Below are 16,464 nucleotides of genomic sequence, written 5' to 3' on the forward strand. Positions count from 1 at the left end.
GGCCTCAGCCGAACAGCCGCTCCAGCACCGCCGCCACCCCGTCCTCCGCGTTGGAGGCCGTCACCTCGTCCGCCGCCGCGCGCAGCTCCGGGTGGGCGTTGCCCATGGCCACCCGGTGGCCGGAGCGGCGGAACATCGGCAGGTCGTTGGGCATGTCCCCGAAGGCGACGGTCCGCTCGGGCCCGATCCCCAGCAGCTCGGCCGCCGCCGCGATGCCGGTGCCCTTGTCGACACCGTACGGAGCCAGCTCGACCGTGCCCGGACCCGCCAGGGTGACGCTCGCCAGGTCCCCCACTGCCCCGCGCGCGGCGGCGGCCAGGGCGTCGTCGCCCAGCTCCGGGTGACGGACCAGCACCTTGATGACGGGGCGCTCCCACAGGGCGCCCCGGGAGTCCACACGGAGGGCGGGGAGCGCGGGGTTCGGCATCCGGTAGCCGCGCTCGATCAGCGTGACGCCGTCCGGCCCGTCCTGGTCCACGGCCGCGAACACCGCCCCGACCTCCGCCTCCAGCTTGCCGAGCGCGGTGTCGGCGGCCTCCCGGTCCAGGGTCACCGAGCGCAGCAGCCGCGCGCTGTCGGCGTCGTACAGCTGCGCGCCCTGCCCGCACACCACCGGCCCGGTGTAGGCCAGGTCCGCGAGCAGGGCCCGTATGCCGGGCACCGGGCGGCCGGTGACGATCAGGTGCCGGGCGCCCGCCGAGGCGGCGAGGGCGAGCGCGGCGCGGGAGCGGGCGCTGACGCTGTCGTCCGGGCGGAGCAGGGTGCCGTCCAGGTCGGTGGCGACGAGGGCGTATGCGGGTGGCATGGGCGAGGGCATGGGGCACAGCCTAGAAGGGCCCGGACGGCGGCTTGCGGACGAGGGGCGGATCGGGTATCGGGCCCGCGCCGCCGTATCCGGTTGCGCGCCACCGCTCCCGGTTGCGCGAGGGGCCCGGAAGCCCCCAACCGCGGGGTGGGGGTGAGAGCTTCGCGTCCGGACCGCCCCCCGTGGCCAGGCGGTCCTGCGCACCCTGGCCACGGGGGAGGGGGAGGAGAGGGGAGGGCGGATCGTCCGGCCGGGCGGGTCAGGTGGTGGCCCGCCGCTTGTTCCACACGTCGAAGCCGACGGCGGCCAGGAGGGCGAGCCCCTTGATCACCTGCTGCCAGTCGGTGCCGATCCCCACCAGGTTCATGCCGTTGTTGAGCACGCCGAGGACGAGACCGCCGATGATCGCGCCGAGCACGGTGCCCACTCCGCCGCTCATGGAGGCTCCCCCGATGAACGCGGCGGCGATGGCCTCCAGTTCGAAGTTGATGCCCGCCTTGGGGGACGCCGCGTTGAAGCGGGCCGCGAAGACCAGCCCGGCCAGCGCGGCGAGGACACCCATGTTGAGGAAGACCGCGAAGGTGGTCCTCCGGTCCTTGACGCCGGAGAGCTTCGCCGCCGGGAGGTTGCCGCCGATCGCGTAGATGTGCCGCCCGACGACCACGTTGCGCATGACGTAGCCGAAGCAGCCGAGCAGGACGGCGAGGATGAGCAGGACGACGGGCGCGCCCTTGTAGCTGGCCAGGAGCAGGGTCGCCGTGGCGACCGCCGCGACGAGTGCCACGAGCTTGAGGACGAACAGGTTCCTGGGCAGCGGGGTCAGGTCGAACTCCGCCTGGCGCCGACGTGTCCGTACCTCCTGGTTGATCACCACGGCGATCACACCGAGGCCCAGAAGCAGCGTCAGATTGTGGTAGTTGGTGACGGGCCCGACCTCCGGGAGGAAGCCGTTGGCCACCTTCTGCAGACCCTGGGGGAAGGGGCCGAGGGTCTGCCCCTGGAGGAAGATCTCCGTGAGCCCCCGGAAGAGGAGCATCCCGGCGAGGGTGACGATGAACGAGGGGATGCCGATGTAGGCGATGAAGAATCCCTGGAGCGCGCCCGCCGCCGCGCCGATCAGCAGCGTGATCCCGACGGCCAGCGGCCAGGCGATCTGGTGCTCCACCATCAGGACGGCGGCGACCGCGCCCACCAGGGCCGTCAGGGAACCGACGGAGAGGTCGATGTGCCCGGAGATGATGACGATCATCATGCCGATGGCGAGGATGAGGATGTAGCTGTTCTGCAGGACGAGGTTGGAGACGTTGCGGGGGAGCAGCAGGTCTCCGCCGGTCCAGATCTGGAAGAGCAGCACGAGGAGACCGAGGGCGAACAGCATCCCGTACTGGCGGGTGTTGCGCCGTACGTTGTCCATCAGCAGCCTGGCCACCGCGGGCGCGGCACCGGACGGCCGTTCCTCGGCGGCGGGAGGGGGCGGGCTGGTGTCAGTGGTCATCGGGAGGGTCCTTCGTCGGGTGCGCCGTGCTGTGGTGCCGCGGTGGGGCCGGCCGGTGCGGGGGCCGTGGCCGTCGCACCGGCCGCTTCGGGCGAGGGGGACGGGGACGGGGAGGCGGTGCGGTCCCGCGTCATGTAGCGCATGAGGAGTTCCTGGTCGGCCTCGGCGCGGGTGGCCTCACCCGTGATCCGGCCCGCCGCCATGGTGTAGACGCGGTCGCACATGCCGAGGAGTTCGGGGAGTTCCGAGGAGATCAGCAGGACCGCCTTGCCCTCGGCGGCCAGGCGGTCGATGACGGTGTAGATCTCGTACTTCGCGCCGACGTCCACGCCCCGGGTGGGTTCGTCCAGGATGAGGACGTCGGGACCGGCGAGGATCCACTTGCTGAGGACGACCTTCTGCTGGTTGCCGCCGGACAGCCGGCCCACCTGCTCGAACACGGTGCTGGTGCGGATGTTCATGGTGCGCCGGAACTCCTCCGCGACCTGCCGCTCCTGGTGCGCGTCGACCACCCGGCGGCGCGCCAGGCGGGGCAGCGAGGCGAGCGAGATGTTCCGGCTCACCGTGTCCTGGAGGTCCAGGCCGTAGTGCTTGCGGTCCTCGGTGACGTAGGCGATGCCCGCCGCGACGGCCTCGGGCACGGTCCGGGTGCGGGCCTCGCCGCCGTCGCGGAGCACGGTGCCGCCGAGATACCTGCCGTAGGACCGGCCGAAGACGCTCATGGCCAGTTCCGTGCGGCCGGCGCCCATCAGTCCGGCGATCCCCACGATCTCGCCCCGGTGCACCCGCAGCGAGGCGCGGTCGACGACCTTGCGGTGGTGGTCCACGGGGTGGCCGACCGTCCAGTCCCGGATCTCCAGCGCCGGGGAGTGCGAGGGCGGCACGGCGCAGGGCGTCCGGTCGGGGAAGCGGTTCTCCAGGCTCCGGCCGACCATGGAGCGGATGATGCGCTCCTCCGTGGTCCCGGGGTCGGCGAGGTCCAGGGTCTCCACGGTCCGGCCGTCGCGGAGCACGGTGACGGAGTCGGCTATCTCCGCGATCTCGTTGAGCTTGTGCGAGATGATGATCGAGGTGATCCCCTGGTCCCTCAACCCCCTGATCAGGTCGAGCAGGTGAGCGCTGTCCTCGTCGTTGAGCGCGGCGGTGGGCTCGTCGAGGATGAGCAGGCCGACGTCCTTGGCCAGGGCCTTGGCGATCTCCACCAGTTGCTGCTTGCTCACGCCGATGTCGGCGACCCGGGTCTGCGGGCGCTCGTCCAGGCCCACCCTGCGCAGGAGTTCGGCGGTCCGGCGCAGGATCTGCCGCCGGTCGACGACGCCGCGCCGGGCGGGCTCGTGGCCGAGGAAGATGTTCTCGGCGATGGAGAGCTGCGGCACGAGGGCCAGCTCCTGGTGAATGATGACGATGCCGCGCCGTTCGCTGGCACGGATGTCCCGGAACCGGCACACCTCGCCCGCGTAGCGGATCTCCCCCTCGTAACTCCCGTGCGGATGGACGCCGGAGAGCACCTTCATCAGGGTGGACTTGCCGGCCCCGTTCTCCCCGCAGAGGGCGTGCACCTCGCCGCGCCGGACCTGGAGGGTGACGTCGCTCAGCGCCTTCACCCCGGGGAAGGACTTGCCGATCGAGCGCATGTCGAGCACGGGATCCGCGGCGGAGGGGGGCCGTGCGGTGTCCGGCCCGGAAGGGGCGGTGCCGGGTATCGGTGCGGTCACCGCAGGTCCTCGGCCTTCAGGTAGCCGGAGTCCAGGATCTCGGCCCGGTAGTTGCTCCTGTCCACGCTGACCGGGGGCAGCAGGTAGGAGGGCACGACCTTCTCGCCGTTGTCGTACGTCGTCGTGTCGTTGGTCTCCGGCTTCTCCCCCTTCAGCACCGCCTCGACCATGTCCGAGGCCACCTGGGCGAGCTTGCGGGTGTCCTTGTAGACGGTCTGGGTCTGCTCGCCCTTGATGATCGACTTCACGGACGACACCTCCGCGTCCTGCCCGGTGACCACCGGCAGGGGCTTGGCCTTCGAGCCGTAGCCGTCGGACTTGAGGGCCGAGAGGATGCCGATGGAGATCCCGTCGGCGGGGGAGAGGACCGCGTCGACCCGGGCCGAGGAGTAGGCCGAGGTCAGCAGGTCGTCCATCCGCCGCTGGGCGGTGCCCCCGTCCCAGCGCAGCGTGGTGATCTGGTTGAGGCGGGTCTGCTGCGAGCGGACGACCAGGCGCTTGTCGTCGATGAAGGGCTTGAGGACCTTCATCGCGCCGTTGAAGAAGTACTTGGTGTTGTTGTCGTCGTTCGACCCGGCGAACAGCTCGATGTTGAAGGGGCCCTTGCCGGGGTCGTCCTTCAGGCCGAGCTTCTCCACGATGTAGCCGCCCTGGAGTTCGCCGACCTTCTCGTTGTCGAACGAGGCGTAGTAGTCGACGTGCGGGGAGCCGAGGATCAGGCGGTCGTAGGAGATGACGGGGATGTCGGCCTCGGAGGCCTGCTGGAGCACGTTGGAGAGGGCCTCGCCGTTGATCGCGGCGATGACGAGGGCGTCCACACCCTGCGTGATCATGTTCTCGATCTGCGAGACCTGCTGGTCGGGGTCGTCCTCCCCGTACTGGAGGGTGGTTGTGAACCCCGCCTTCTTCAGGCTCGCCGTCACGTTCCGGCCGTCGGCTATCCAGCGCTCGGAGGACTTGGTGGGCATGGCGACCCCGATGGTCCGGGGACCGTCACCGGAACCCTCCCGGCTGCCGCCCTCGCTGTTCTGACCGCAGGCGGTCAGCAGCAGGGCGCAGGCGGTGGCGGTGGCGAGGAGGGGAAGAGCGGCTCGTCGGTTCTTCATGGTCGTTACCTGGCATTCCCGTCATTGGGTCGGCTCTGGGTCGGCTTGCGGGGTGGTGGCTGGTGACGGCTTGCGGAGCTGCCGCGGTGTGCTTGCGGTGGGGCTGTGGAGCGGTCGCGACGGGACCGGGGCGGCACGGGGGCGGGAGCGGGGCGGCCGTGGGACCGCCCGGACGAGCGCCACCGGGACGGCGACTGGCTGTCGGCCACTGGATTGTTAGCGCTCACACATGATCAGGGCAAGAGGCGTTAAGGTGTTTGTCGTATTCGAGGTGAGCCGGTCGTCTTCGAAACGCGTCCGGCGGCCCGGCCCGGCCGCGGCCCTCGTCCGAAGGAAGTAAGGCCATGACCCGCTCCACGGAGGCCGTCCATCCGCCGACCATGGCGGACGTCGCCAAGGAGGCGGGGGTCTCCCATCAGACCGTCTCCCGGGTGCTCAGCGGCCACCCCAACGTGCGCGCCTCCACACGCGAGCAGGTGACGGCCGCCATCGAGCGGCTGGGCTACCGCCGCAACCCGGCGGCCAGGGCGCTGGTCACCCGGCGCACCCGCACGCTCGGCGTCGTCGCGGTGGACCCGACGCTCTACGGCCCCGCCAGCACGCTGGCCGGACTCCAGGAGGCCGCCCGCGACGAGGGGTACCTCGTCTCCGCGGTGACCCTGCGCAGCGGCGGCGGACACGCCCTGGCCGACGCACTCGACCACCTGGCGGCCTGGGGTGTGGAGGGGGCCGTCGTGATCACTCCGCAGCGCTCCAGCGTCCAGGCGCTGGCCCGGCTGGCCCCGCCCTTCCCGATCGTCACGGTGGAGGGCAGCCACGACCTGGACATCCCGGGCGTCTCCCTCGACCAGGAACTGGGCGCGCGCCTGGTCACCGAGCACCTGCTGGCCGCCGGCCACGAGACGGTCTGGCACGTGGCCGGGCCGGAGGACTGGCTGGAGAGCGCCGCCCGCACCCAGGGCTGGCGCGCGGTCCTGGAGGAGAACGGGATCGCGCCGCCCCGGGTGCTGCGCGGGGACTGGAGCCCGCTCTCCGGCTACCACGCGGGACAGGAACTGGCCGGGCTGACCCTGGCCAGGCGGGGTTCGGCCCCCGTGACGGCGGCCTTCGTCGCCAACGACCAGATGGCGCTGGGCGTCCTGCGGGCCCTGCGGGAGGCGGGCATCCACACCCCCCGCCAGGTGGCGGTCGCGGGCTTCGACGACATCCCCGAGGCGGGGTTCTTCCCGCCGCCGCTGACCACCGTCCGCCAGGACTTCACGGCCATCGGCCGCCGCAGCATCCAACTCCTGCTGGAGCACATCGAGGGCGTGGCGACCGGTGTGGAGCACGTCGTGGTGGAGCCGCAGCTGATCGTCCGCGCCAGCACCCGGGCCCCGGGCGACGCCCCCGTCTGAGCCGCCGCCCGGCCGACGCGCCGCCGCCCGGCTCCACGCCCGCCGCCCGGCCGCCGCGCTCGTACGGCTCCGCAGCCGTCCTACCGCGGCGGCCGCACCGCCGCCCCCTGCCCGTTCCCGCCTGTCCCGCCTCTTGCCCAAAATGATTGTTAGCGCTAACAATCAGAGGGCGGTGACACTCCCCGCACCTCGATTCCCGTGACAGAGAGTCTCGTCCGTGCCTCCTCAGCCCGTCCCGCCCAGCCACCCCTCCGACGCCGGAGCCGCCCTCCCGGGCACCGGACCGGCCTGCGCCCACGACGCCTGCACGGTCGGCATCGACTTCGGCACCCTCTCGGCGCGCGCCGTCGTGGTGCGGGTCCGCGACGGCGCCGAACTCGGCTCCGCCGTCCACACCTACCGCCATGGCGTCATCGACCGGAGCCTGCCCGGCTCGGCGGTCCCGCTGCCGCCCGACTACGCCCTCCAGGACCCGCGTGACTGGCGGGAGGCCCTGCGCACCGCCGTACCGCAGGCGCTCGCCGCGGCGGGCGTCGCACCCGCCGACGTCATCGGCATCGGCACCGACTTCACCTCCTGCACGGTCCTCCCGGTCACGGCCGACGGGGTGCCGCTGGCCGAGCAGCCCGACTGGGCCGACCGCCCGCACGCCTGGCCGAAGCTGTGGAAGCACCACGCCGCCCAGGGCCAGGCCGACCGCATCAACGCCCTCGCGCACGAACGGGGGGAGACCTGGATCAGCCGGTACGGCGGCCGCATCTCCGCCGAGTGGCAGTACGCCAAGGCCCTCCAGGTCCTGGAGGAGGACCCCGAGGTCTACGCGGCCTGCGCCCGCTGGATCGAGGCGGCGGACTGGATCGTCTGGCAGCTCACCGGCACCGAGTCCCGCAACACCTGCACCGCCGGATACAAGGGCATCCACCAGGACGGCTCCTACCCCTCGCCCGCCTACCTCGCGCGGCTCCACCCCGACTTCGCCGACTTCCCCGCCACCCGGCTCGAACACCCTCTGCTGCCCCTCGGCGCCCGCGCCGGGACGATCGGCGCCGAAGCCGCCGCCCTGACCGGGCTCGCCGAGGGGACACCGGTCGCCGTGGGCAACGTCGACGCCCACGTCACGGCACCCGCCGCCGGGGCCGTGGACGACGGCCGGCTGCTCGCCATCATGGGCACCTCCACCTGCCACGTCGTCAACAGCCGGCACCTGGCCGACGTCCCCGGCATCTGCGGGGTGGTCGACGGCGGCATCGTGGCGGGGGCGTACGGCTACGAGGCCGGGCAGAGCGGGGTCGGCGACATCTTCGCCTGGTGGCTGCGCCAGGGCGTGCCCGAGGAGTACCGCGCCGCCGCCGATGCCGCGGGCGAGGACCTGCACGGGCACCTGACCGCCCTCGCGGCGAAACAGCCGGTCGGGGCACACGGACTGGTCGCCCTCGACTGGATGAACGGCAACCGCTCCACGCTGGTGGACCACGACCTCTCCGGAGTCCTGGTGGGGCTCACCCTCGACACCCGCCCCGAGGACGTCTACCGCGCCCTGCTGGAAGCCACCGCCTTCGGCACCCGCGTCATCGTGGAGACCCTGGAGGAACACGGGGTGCCGGTCACGGAGTTCATCGTCGCGGGCGGGCTCAAGAAGAACCCCCTGCTGATGCAGGTCTACGCCGACGTGCTGCGCCGCCCCGTCTCGCTGGCCACCTCCGACCAGGGCCCCGCCCTCGGTTCCGCCCTCCACGCCGCCGTCGCCGCCGGGGCCTATCCGGACGTCCGCGCCGCCGCCGCCCGGATGGGGAGCGTCGAGCACGACGTCTACCGCCCCGACGCGGAGGCGGCCGACGTCTACGACCTCCTCTTCGCCGAATACCGCCTGCTCCACGACCACTTCGGCACCGGTACCGATCCGCTGCCGCACCGGCTGCGCAGACTCCGCAACCGGGCCAGGTCCCGGCAGCCGGCCCCCTGAACGGGCGGACCCCCGGCCGTCCACCGTCCCCGCCCCGCACGAAGGAGACCCCGCCCATGCCCGCCGCTCCCACCGACAGCGAGATCTGGTTCCTCACCGGCAGCCAGTCGCTCTACGGCGAGGACACCCTCGCCCGCGTCGCCGCCCAGTCACGGCAGACCGCCGAGGAACTCGCCGCAGGCCTCGCCGCCGGTGTCCACGCCGGGCCGGGGACAGGAGCGGGACGGGAGCCGGCACCGGGTCCGCGGATCGTCTGGAAGCCCGTTCTGACGGGAGCCGACGCGATCCGCCGGATATGCCTGGACGCCGAGGCGGACGACCGCTGCATCGGCCTCATCGCCTGGATGCACACCTTCTCGCCGGCCAAGATGTGGATCGCCGGACTGGCCGCCCTGCGCAAGCCGCTGCTCCACCTGCACACCCAGGCCAACCGCGCCCTGCCCTGGTCCACCATCGACATGGACTTCATGAACCTGAACCAGGCGGCCCACGGGGACCGCGAGTTCGGGCACATCCAGTCCCGCCTGGGCGTCGCGCGCAAGACCGTCACCGGACACGTCCGTGACCCCGAGGCGGTACGCCGCGTCGACGCGTGGACGCGGGCCGCCGTCGGCCGGGCCGAGTTCGCCCGGCTGCGCCTCGCCCGCTTCGGCGACAACATGCGCGATGTCGCGGTCACCGAGGGCGACAAGGTCGAGGCCCAGTACCGCCTCGGCACCTCCGTCAACACCTACGGCGTGAACGAACTGGTGGCCGCCGTCGACGCCGTCGAGGACCACGCGGTACTCGACCTCACCCAGCGGTACGCGGACACCTACGCCCTCGCCCCCGAGCTGCGCCCCGGCGGGGAGCGCCACGCCTCCCTGCGGTACGCCGCCCGCATCGAGGCCGGGCTGCGCGGCTTCCTCACCGAGGGCGGCTTCGCCGCGTTCACCACCAACTTCGAGGACCTCGGCGGGCTCCGGCAGCTGCCCGGTCTGGCCGTCCAGCGCCTGATGGCCGACGGCCACGGGTTCGGGGGCGAGGGCGACTGGAAGACCGCCGCCCTGCTGCGCGCCGCCAAGGCCATGGCGTACGGGCTGCCCGGCGGCACCTCCTTCATGGAGGACTACACCTACGACCTCACCCCGGAGAGCGGCCTCGTCCTCGGCGCCCACATGCTGGAGGTCTGCCCCTCCCTCACCGCGTCGGCCCCCTCCTGCGAGATCCACCCGCTGAGCATCGGGGGCCGGGAGGACCCCGTCCGCCTGGTCTTCGACGCGGACCCCGGCCCCGGGCTCGTCGTCGGCCTGGCCGACATGGGAAGCCGCTTCCGCCTGGTCGCCAACGAGGTCGAGGTCATCGCCCCGCCGGCCCCGCTGCCGCTGCTCCCCGTGGCCCGCGCGGTCTGGCGGCCCGCACCGGACCTGCGCACCTCCACCGAGGCGTGGCTGACGGCCGGGGCCCCGCACCACACGGTGCTGACCACGGCCCTGGGGCGCGAGGAGTTCGAGGACCTCGCCGACATGCTGGCCGTCGAACTCGCGGTGATCGACGCGGGGACGACCGTACGGCGGTTCGCCCAGGAGCTGCGCTGGAACCAGGCGTACCACCGGCTGGCCGACGCGCTGTGAACCGGCCCGCCGAACCGGCCTCCCCCGTGCCCGCGCCAGGAGGCCCTGCCCTGCCCCGGACCGGGCTCGCGTCGCTGCGCCGCGAGGTCCTCGCCGCCAACCTGCGCCTGCCCCGCGCCGGTCTGGCCACCCTGACCTGGGGCAATGTCAGCGGGGTTGACCGGGGGGCGGGCGTCTTCGTCATCAAGCCCTCCGGGGTGCCCTACGACCGGCTGACCGAGGACCACCTCGTCGTCGTCGCCCTCGCGGACGGGCGGGTGGTCGAGGGCGAGCTGCGGCCCTCCACCGACACCGAGACCCACCGCAGCCTCTACCGGGCCTTCCCGTCGATCGGCGGCGTCACCCACACCCACTCCCCGTACGCCGTCGCCTTCGCGCAGGCCCGCCGGCCGATACCGGTCCTCGGCACCACCCACGCGGACACCTTCGACGGCGCGGTGCCGGTCACCGAGCCGCTCACCCGCGAACAGTGCGCGCGGGACTACGAGTTCAACACCGGACAGATCATCGTGGAGCTGCTCGAGGGCGACGACGAGCGGGCCCGTACCGTCCCCGCCGCGCTCGTCGCCCACCACGGGCCGTTCGCCTGGGGCGCCGACGCCCACGCCTCGCTCGACCACGCGGTCGTCTGCGAGGCGGTCGCCGAGATGGCGCTGCACACCCTCGCCCTGGGAGCCGTGGCGCCCCCGCAGCACCTGCTGGACCGCCACTTCACCCGCAAGCACGGAGCGGGGGCCTACTACGGCAACCCGGACGCCGTCTGATCCGGGACGGGCGCGAACGGGGCGAGCCCGCCCGCCCCGGTGGGGGGCGGACGGGCTCGCGACCGTACGGGAGGGGCTTCGGGCCGGAGGGTTCCGGGTCCGAGTGGACCGGGCCGGAACCCTCCGGGCCGGAGGTTACTTCAGACCGTTGCTGATGGCCTTCACGAGTTCGCCGTCGGTGGTGTCACCGTTGAACTCCCAGAAGAACGCGCCACCCAGGCCCTGGTCCTTGGCCCATGCCATCTTGGAGTTGATGGTGGCCGGGGTGTCGTAGCTCCACCAGTTGTTGCCGCAGTGGGCGTACGCCGTGCCGCCGACGGTGCCGGTGGCCGGGCAGGTGGTCTTCAGGACCTTGTAGTACTGGTTCCCGGGCTCGATGCCGGCCGCCGGGCCGGTGGCGCTGCCGCCGGGGGCGGACTGGGTGACTCCGGTCCAGCCGCGGCCGTAGAAGCCGATGCCGAGGAGGAGCTTCTTGGCCGGGACGCCCTTGGCCTTCAGCTTGGCGATCGCGTCGGCCGAGTTGAAGCCCTGCGCCGGGATGCCGGGGTACGAGGTCAGCGGGGAGTGCGGGGCGGTCGGGCCCTGGGCGGACCAGGAGCCGAAGTAGTCGTACGTCATCACGTCGTACCAGTCGATGTACTGCGCGGCGCCGCCGTAGTCGGCCGCGTCGAGCTTGCCGCCGTTGGAGCCGTCGGCGGTGATGGCCGCGGTGAGCAGGTTGTTCGGGCCGAACTTCGCCCGCATCGCCTGCATCATGTTCTTGATCGAGGCCGGGCCGCTGTTGTCACAGGTCAGACCGCAGGCGTTGGGGTACTCCCAGTCCAGGTCGATGCCGTCGAAGACATCGGCCCAGCGCGGGTCCTCGACCAGGTCGTAGCAGGACTGGGCGAACGCGGTGGGGTTCTGGACGGCCTGGCCGAAGCCGCCGGACCAGGTCCAGCCGCCGAAGGACCACAGGATCTTGATGTGCGGGTACTGCGCCTTCAGCTTGCGGAGCTGGTTGAAGTGACCGCGCAGCGGCTGGTCCCAGGTGTCGGCGACCCCGTCGACGGAGTTGGCCGCGGTGTAGGTCTTCTCGTAGTCCTCGTACGCGTCGCCGATCGTGCACTTGCCGTTCTGCACGTTGCCGAAGGCGTAGTTGATGTGCGTGATCTTGTCGGCGGAGCCGGAGGTCACGAGGTTCTTCACCGTGTAGGAGCCCCAGTTGGTGAAGTAGCCCAGGTTGATCTTGCCCCCGCCCGGGTTCTCGCCGCCACCGCCGCCGGTGGTGCGGACCGCCGTGGCGGCCGAGGCCGGGCCCGTCTGGTCGGCGGTGTCGCGGGCGACCACGGTGTACGTGTAGTCGGTGCCCGCGGTCAGGCCGGTGTTGGTGTAGTTGGTGCCGGTGACCGTCGCGACGGTGGCGCCGTCGCGCTTGACGTCGTAGTTCTTGACGCCCTTGTCGTCGGTGGCGGCCGTCCAGGAGAGCTTCACCGAGGTGTTGGTGATGTCGCTCGCGGTGGGCTTGCCCGGGGCGGAGGGGGGCGTGTCACCGGGGTTGGTGGAGCCGTCGCAGGGGTTGCCGTTCAGCTTGCAGCCGGAGGGCGCGCCGTTGCCGGAGCCGTTGAAGCCGAAGGAGACGGAGGCGCCGGGGGCGAGGGTGCCGTTCCAGCCGAGGTTCTTCGCCGTCCAGTGGTTCGCGGAGTTGGTGACGGTCGCGTCCCAGGCGGAGGTCACCTTGGTGTTCGAGGGGAAGTCCCACTCGACGGTCCAGGAGGAGAGCGTGGTGGTACCGGTGTTCTTCACCGTCCACTTGCCCTCGAAGCCGGAGCCCCAGTCGGAGGCCTTGGCGTAGGTGGCGGTGGCCGAGGCCGCGGCGGACGCGGGGGAGGCGAGACCGACCATGGCGGCCAGCGGGAGGGCCAGCGCCGTGGCGCCCGCGAGGAACTTGAACCGCTTGTTCGGGGTGCTGCCGTGCGGCGATCTGGTCCGGCGCCGGCGTGTTTCCGTGCTCAAGGATGCTCCCTGGGGACTCTGGGCGGACAGGGGGGACCCCTGGCCTGTCAACCCTGCGTGGCCCTGAGCGCTTCGCGCCTCACCTCGGCACCCCCGCAGTGTTTCCGCGACCCTAAGAAGGCCTAGACCAATCGTCAAGAGGTCTGGACCAAAAGGCTGTTGAGGAGGCTGTCGAGCTGCCGCCGGGGATGCCGACTCCGTCATCGAATGTCTTCATTACTTCCCATTGCGGTCAGTTGAGGCAGAATTCATTGCCTTCGGGATCCGCCAGGACGAGCCAGCTCCCGCCCTGTTCGTCGACCGCGCGCAGGATGCGCGCACCCAGCCCGACCAGCCGTTCCGCCTCCGTGTCGCGCTCCCCGGGAGGTGCGTGCACATCGATGTGCAGGCGGTTCTTGACCGTCTTCGACTCCGGGACGCGCTGGAAGAGCAGCCGTCGCCCCAGCCCCGTACCGCTGTTCTCGTCGTACGGGTCGTCCGGGTGCCGGGCCGCCGCCAGATCGCGCCACGCGCGGCGGCCGTGGGCATGGGTGGTGGCCGCCTCGGGGACCGCTCCGGCGGCGAGCAGCTGCTCGACCAAGGCGCTGTTGTCCTCGACCGCATAGCCGAGGGCCCCGGCCCAGAATCCGGCCTGGGCGTGCGGGTCGGCGCTGTCGACGACGAGCTTCCAGGCGAGTGTGCGTGTCATGGAAACCGTTTATAGTGGTTACATGAGCGGAAGGGCAACGGACACGCCGGGGGCGGATGCGGAGGCGGCGCCTCCGGGGATGCTGCTGGTGCATCCGGACGGCAGCTCGTTCCGGTTCGACCCGGGCGCGCTCTGCCTGGACCTCCTGCCGACCGGCGGGCCCGGGCCGCTGGCGTACTTCGAGGTGCTGCACGGCCCCGCCGACCTGGTGGACTGGGCGGGGCGGAGCCGGCTGCCGGGCGGGCTCGACCTGGTCGTGAGCCCGGCCGAGGTGGTTGCCGCGCGGCGGCTGCGCGATGCGCTGTGGCGGCTGGCGGAGGCCCGGGCGGCGGGGGAGCCGGCCGGGGCGGACGACCTCGCCGCCGTGAACGACGCGGCGGAGCGGCCGCCCCTGACCGCCCGGCTGACGGCCGACGGGGGGCGGGAGTGGTCGGCCGCCGGGGCGACCGGGACCGGGCTGCTCTCCACCGTCGCGCGGGATGCGGTCGACCTGTTCACGGGGGCGTACGCGCACCGGATCCGCACCTGCGGAGGGGACGGCTGCCGCCTGCTGTTCGTCGACACCTCCCGGCCCGGCAGGCGGCGCTGGTGCTCGATGGAGCGGTGCGGGAACCGCCACAAGGTCCGGGCCCACCGGGCACGGGCGACGTCCGCCGGTACGCGGAAGGCTTCCGCCGACACGCCAACGGCTTCCGCCGGGGCGCGGACGGCCGCGCGGGGCGACTGACGACGCGACGACCGACGACGAAACGAGCGACTGCGCACCGACCGACGGCGCGACGACCGACCACGAAACCGTCGACTGCGCGACGACCGACCGAAGGGGTGTGCCATGCCTGTCGGACTGACCCGGGACGCCGGCTGGGAGATCGGTGTCTCCCGGACTCTCCACCAACCCCCGCAGGCCGTCTGGGAGTTCATCACCGGACCGGAGGGTGTCGCCCTGTGGCTCGGCGCGGAGGGCCCGCTCCCCGCGGAGAAGGGCGCTCCGTACCGTACGGCCGACGGGACCGAGGGTGAGGTCCGCAGCTACCGCCCCGGTCGCCGCGTCCGCCTCACCTACGGCCCGTCCACCGTCCAGGTCACGGTGACCCCCGGCAGCTCCGAGGGCCGCGCCGTCCTCCGCTTCCACCAGGAGCGGCTGGCGAGCGCGGCGGAGCGGGAGGAACGGCGTACGCACTGGAAGGGCGTGATGGACCGGGTGGCGGCCGGGCTCGGCTGATCCGTCCGGGCCGGCGGGCCGGGGGTCAGGCCGTGCGCGGCGGGCAGGCCGGGCAGCTGTGGCCGTCCAGCGCCGTCAGCAGCCGGGTGGCGGCCTCCCGTACGGGGTCGGCGTGCGGCGGCGAGGACGCGCCGGCCGTCAGCCGCACCGCCGTCGGGCGCCCCTCCGCCACCGCCTCGTGCGCGGCGCGCGCCCACTCCGGACGCTCGGCGTGACCGGCGGCGAGGATCGTGGTGAGCAGGCCCAGGACGCCCGCCCGGTCCTTGACCGTCTCCGTCCCCGCCAGCTCCCACAGGAACGGCACCGCCGCCACGGTCCCGTCGAAGGCGGCCGGGGCGCCGATCCACCGGGCCAGCTCGCCCAGGGCGTCCCCGGCGGTCGGCCCGTCACCCCAGGCGACCCGCGACAGCATCCCGGGGACCTGCGATGCGGAGCCGTACGCGTGCTGCAACTCGTGCCATCGCACGTTCCTCATCCCGCCCAGGACAGTCCCCATCCGGGCACTCAACCAGCCTTGCCGCGCGGCGTCCACCGAGCCGGGTCAGGTCGACTGCGAGGGCGGGGCCGCGGACACCTACTGGGTCGCGGTCTCCGGGGCCGCGGTCTCCGGGACCGTGGTCCCGGGCGTCGCCGGCGCGGGGGCTGCCGCTGCCGGGGACGGCTGCGTGAGGGCCGCCTGAGCGGGTGTCGTCTGCGCGGGGGCGGCCGCCGCGGTCGCCAGCAGCTTCGCCGCCAGGATCCGGTTGCGCCGGGCGTTGCGCAGCGCGTCCCAGGTCAGGAGGGTGAGGGCCAGCCAGACCAGGCCGAACCCGGCCCACCGCTCCGGCGGCATCTCCTCGTGGAAGTAGACGATGCCCAGGATGAACTGGAAGACCGGCGCCAGATACTGGAGCAGCCCCAGCGTGGAGAGCGGCACCCGGATCGCCGCCGCGCCGAAGCAGATCAGCGGCACCGCCGTGACGATCCCCGTCGCGGCGAGCAGGGCCCCGTGGCCGGTGCCCCCGGCGGTGAACGTGGACGCGCCGGTCGCCGTCAGCCAGATCAGGAAGCCGAGCGCGGGCAGGAAGAGGACGGCGGTCTCGGCGGCCAGCGACTCCAGGCCGCCCATGTTGACCTTCTTCTTCACCAGGCCGTACGTGGCGAAGGAGAACGCCAGGATCAGCGAGATCCACGGCGGACGCCCGTAGCCGATCGCCAGGACGAGCACGGCGGCCAGACCGGTGGCGACCGCGACCCACTGGACGGGGCGCAGCCGCTCGGAGAGCAGGAGGACGCCCATCGCGATGGTGACGAGCGGGTTGATGAAGTAGCCGAGCGAGGCCTCGACGACATGGCCGTTGTTCACGGCCCAGATGTAGAGGCCCCAGTTGATGGTGATGGTCGCCGCCGCGAAGGCTATGAGGCACAGCTTCCGCGGGTCCCGGACCAGATCGCCGATCCAGGCCCAGCGGCGCACCACGAGCAGGGCGATCCCGACGACGGCCAGGGACCAGACCATCCGGTGGGCCAGGATCTCGAGCGCCCCGGACGGCTTCAGCAGCGGCCAGAAGAGGGGGACGATGCCCCACATCCCGTACGCGCCGACTCCGTACAGCAGGCCGGCCCGCTGTTCGTTCTTCCCCTTCACGGGCCCCTCCAGGACTACCTGCGCCGCTCGCTCCGCCGGCACGTCTGCCGACGGGATGACGGTAACGCCGGAGG

The 16,464-nt window shown here is 72.6% G+C and carries 14 protein-coding genes; 6 read left to right on the top strand and 8 right to left on the bottom strand.

Annotation, left to right across the window (positions count from 1 at the left end; translation table 11 throughout):
- Positions 1-4: 4 nt before the first annotated feature.
- The 4 genes from ACQ9ZG_RS20360 to chvE form a co-directional block, all read right to left on the bottom strand.
- Complete coding sequence (locus tag ACQ9ZG_RS20360) at positions 5-817, bottom strand: HAD family hydrolase (RefSeq protein ID WP_499281022.1); 813 nt, start codon at positions 815-817, stop codon at positions 5-7.
- Between the two features lie 247 nt (positions 818-1,064).
- Positions 1,065-2,300, bottom strand: coding sequence for a multiple monosaccharide ABC transporter permease (gene mmsB, locus ACQ9ZG_RS20365; RefSeq protein ID WP_109916060.1), 1,236 nt, complete (start codon positions 2,298-2,300; stop codon positions 1,065-1,067).
- Positions 2,297-3,934, bottom strand: coding sequence for a multiple monosaccharide ABC transporter ATP-binding protein (gene mmsA / locus ACQ9ZG_RS20370; protein WP_109916061.1), 1,638 nt, complete (start codon positions 3,932-3,934; stop codon positions 2,297-2,299). Before mmsA ends, mmsB begins: the two co-directional genes overlap by 4 nt.
- Positions 3,935-4,011: 77 nt before the next feature.
- On the bottom strand, positions 4,012-5,121 hold the full coding sequence (gene chvE / locus ACQ9ZG_RS20375; RefSeq protein WP_028416742.1) for a multiple monosaccharide ABC transporter substrate-binding protein: 1,110 nt from the start codon (positions 5,119-5,121) through the stop codon (positions 4,012-4,014).
- Between the two features lie 344 nt (positions 5,122-5,465).
- Between chvE and ACQ9ZG_RS20380 the strand changes: the two genes are divergently transcribed.
- The 4 genes from ACQ9ZG_RS20380 to araD all read left to right on the top strand — a co-directional run bounded on the left by ACQ9ZG_RS20380 (position 5,466) and on the right by araD (position 10,858).
- The gene (locus tag ACQ9ZG_RS20380; protein WP_109916059.1) at positions 5,466-6,518 is read left to right on the top strand and encodes a LacI family DNA-binding transcriptional regulator; all 1,053 of its coding nucleotides are present in this window, start codon (positions 5,466-5,468) and stop codon (positions 6,516-6,518) included.
- Between the two features lie 217 nt (positions 6,519-6,735).
- Positions 6,736-8,481: a ribulokinase gene (araB, locus tag ACQ9ZG_RS20385; protein ID WP_109915419.1), complete on the top strand. Its 1,746-nt coding sequence runs from the start codon at positions 6,736-6,738 to the stop codon at positions 8,479-8,481.
- A gap of 56 nt (positions 8,482-8,537) precedes the next feature.
- Complete coding sequence (gene araA, locus ACQ9ZG_RS20390) at positions 8,538-10,094, top strand: L-arabinose isomerase (RefSeq protein ID WP_109915420.1); 1,557 nt, start codon at positions 8,538-8,540, stop codon at positions 10,092-10,094.
- 26 nt (positions 10,095-10,120) lie between these two features.
- Positions 10,121-10,858 carry an L-ribulose-5-phosphate 4-epimerase AraD gene (gene araD / locus ACQ9ZG_RS20395; protein ID WP_375138308.1) on the top strand — a complete coding sequence of 246 codons (738 nt, stop codon included), beginning with the start codon at positions 10,121-10,123 and terminating at the stop codon, positions 10,856-10,858.
- A 135-nt stretch (positions 10,859-10,993) separates the two neighbouring features.
- Here the strand turns inward: araD and ACQ9ZG_RS20400 are convergent, their stop codons facing one another.
- Entirely contained in the window at positions 10,994-12,853 is a 1,860-nt protein-coding gene (locus tag ACQ9ZG_RS20400) for a glycoside hydrolase family 18 chitinase (RefSeq protein ID WP_109915421.1), read from the bottom strand.
- 232 nt (positions 12,854-13,085) lie between these two features.
- Positions 13,086-13,541, bottom strand: a complete 456-nt coding sequence (locus ACQ9ZG_RS20405) for a VOC family protein (protein WP_109915422.1) — start codon at positions 13,539-13,541, stop codon at positions 13,086-13,088.
- A 22-nt stretch (positions 13,542-13,563) separates the two neighbouring features.
- On the opposite strand from ACQ9ZG_RS20405, the gene ACQ9ZG_RS20410 reads away from it, so the two are divergent.
- Complete coding sequence (locus ACQ9ZG_RS20410) at positions 13,564-14,268, top strand: CGNR zinc finger domain-containing protein (protein WP_499281025.1); 705 nt, start codon at positions 13,564-13,566, stop codon at positions 14,266-14,268.
- 105 nt (positions 14,269-14,373) lie between these two features.
- Entirely contained in the window at positions 14,374-14,763 is a 390-nt protein-coding gene (locus tag ACQ9ZG_RS20415; protein ID WP_109914760.1) for an SRPBCC family protein, read from the top strand.
- A gap of 25 nt (positions 14,764-14,788) precedes the next feature.
- On the opposite strand, the gene ACQ9ZG_RS20420 is transcribed toward ACQ9ZG_RS20415, so the two are convergent.
- Together ACQ9ZG_RS20420 and rarD are read right to left on the bottom strand one after the other, a co-directional pair.
- Complete coding sequence (locus ACQ9ZG_RS20420) at positions 14,789-15,259, bottom strand: hypothetical protein (RefSeq protein ID WP_084992962.1); 471 nt, start codon at positions 15,257-15,259, stop codon at positions 14,789-14,791.
- A 78-nt stretch (positions 15,260-15,337) separates the two neighbouring features.
- Positions 15,338-16,390, bottom strand: a complete 1,053-nt coding sequence (gene rarD, locus ACQ9ZG_RS20425) for an EamA family transporter RarD (protein ID WP_499281026.1) — start codon at positions 16,388-16,390, stop codon at positions 15,338-15,340.
- Positions 16,391-16,464 lie beyond the last annotated feature (74 nt).

It is taken from the genome of Streptomyces araujoniae (genome assembly GCF_050871195.1).
Classification (GTDB): Bacteria; Actinomycetota; Actinomycetes; order Streptomycetales; family Streptomycetaceae; genus Streptomyces; species Streptomyces bacillaris.

Coding starts and splice junctions, on each gene's coding strand:
- ACQ9ZG_RS20360 (WP_499281022.1), bottom strand. CDS start 817: ATGCCCTCGCCCATGCCACCCGCATACGCCCTCGTCGCCACCGACCTG.
- mmsB (WP_109916060.1), bottom strand. CDS start 2,300: ATGACCACTGACACCAGCCCGCCCCCTCCCGCCGCCGAGGAACGGCCG.
- mmsA (WP_109916061.1), bottom strand. CDS start 3,934: ATGCGCTCGATCGGCAAGTCCTTCCCCGGGGTGAAGGCGCTGAGCGAC.
- chvE (WP_028416742.1), bottom strand. CDS start 5,121: ATGAAGAACCGACGAGCCGCTCTTCCCCTCCTCGCCACCGCCACCGCC.
- ACQ9ZG_RS20380 (WP_109916059.1), top strand. CDS start 5,466: ATGACCCGCTCCACGGAGGCCGTCCATCCGCCGACCATGGCGGACGTC.
- araA (WP_109915420.1), top strand. CDS start 8,538: ATGCCCGCCGCTCCCACCGACAGCGAGATCTGGTTCCTCACCGGCAGC.
- ACQ9ZG_RS20405 (WP_109915422.1), bottom strand. CDS start 13,541: ATGACACGCACACTCGCCTGGAAGCTCGTCGTCGACAGCGCCGACCCG.
- ACQ9ZG_RS20410 (WP_499281025.1), top strand. CDS start 13,564: ATGAGCGGAAGGGCAACGGACACGCCGGGGGCGGATGCGGAGGCGGCG.
- ACQ9ZG_RS20415 (WP_109914760.1), top strand. CDS start 14,374: ATGCCTGTCGGACTGACCCGGGACGCCGGCTGGGAGATCGGTGTCTCC.
- ACQ9ZG_RS20420 (WP_084992962.1), bottom strand. CDS start 15,259: ATGGGGACTGTCCTGGGCGGGATGAGGAACGTGCGATGGCACGAGTTG.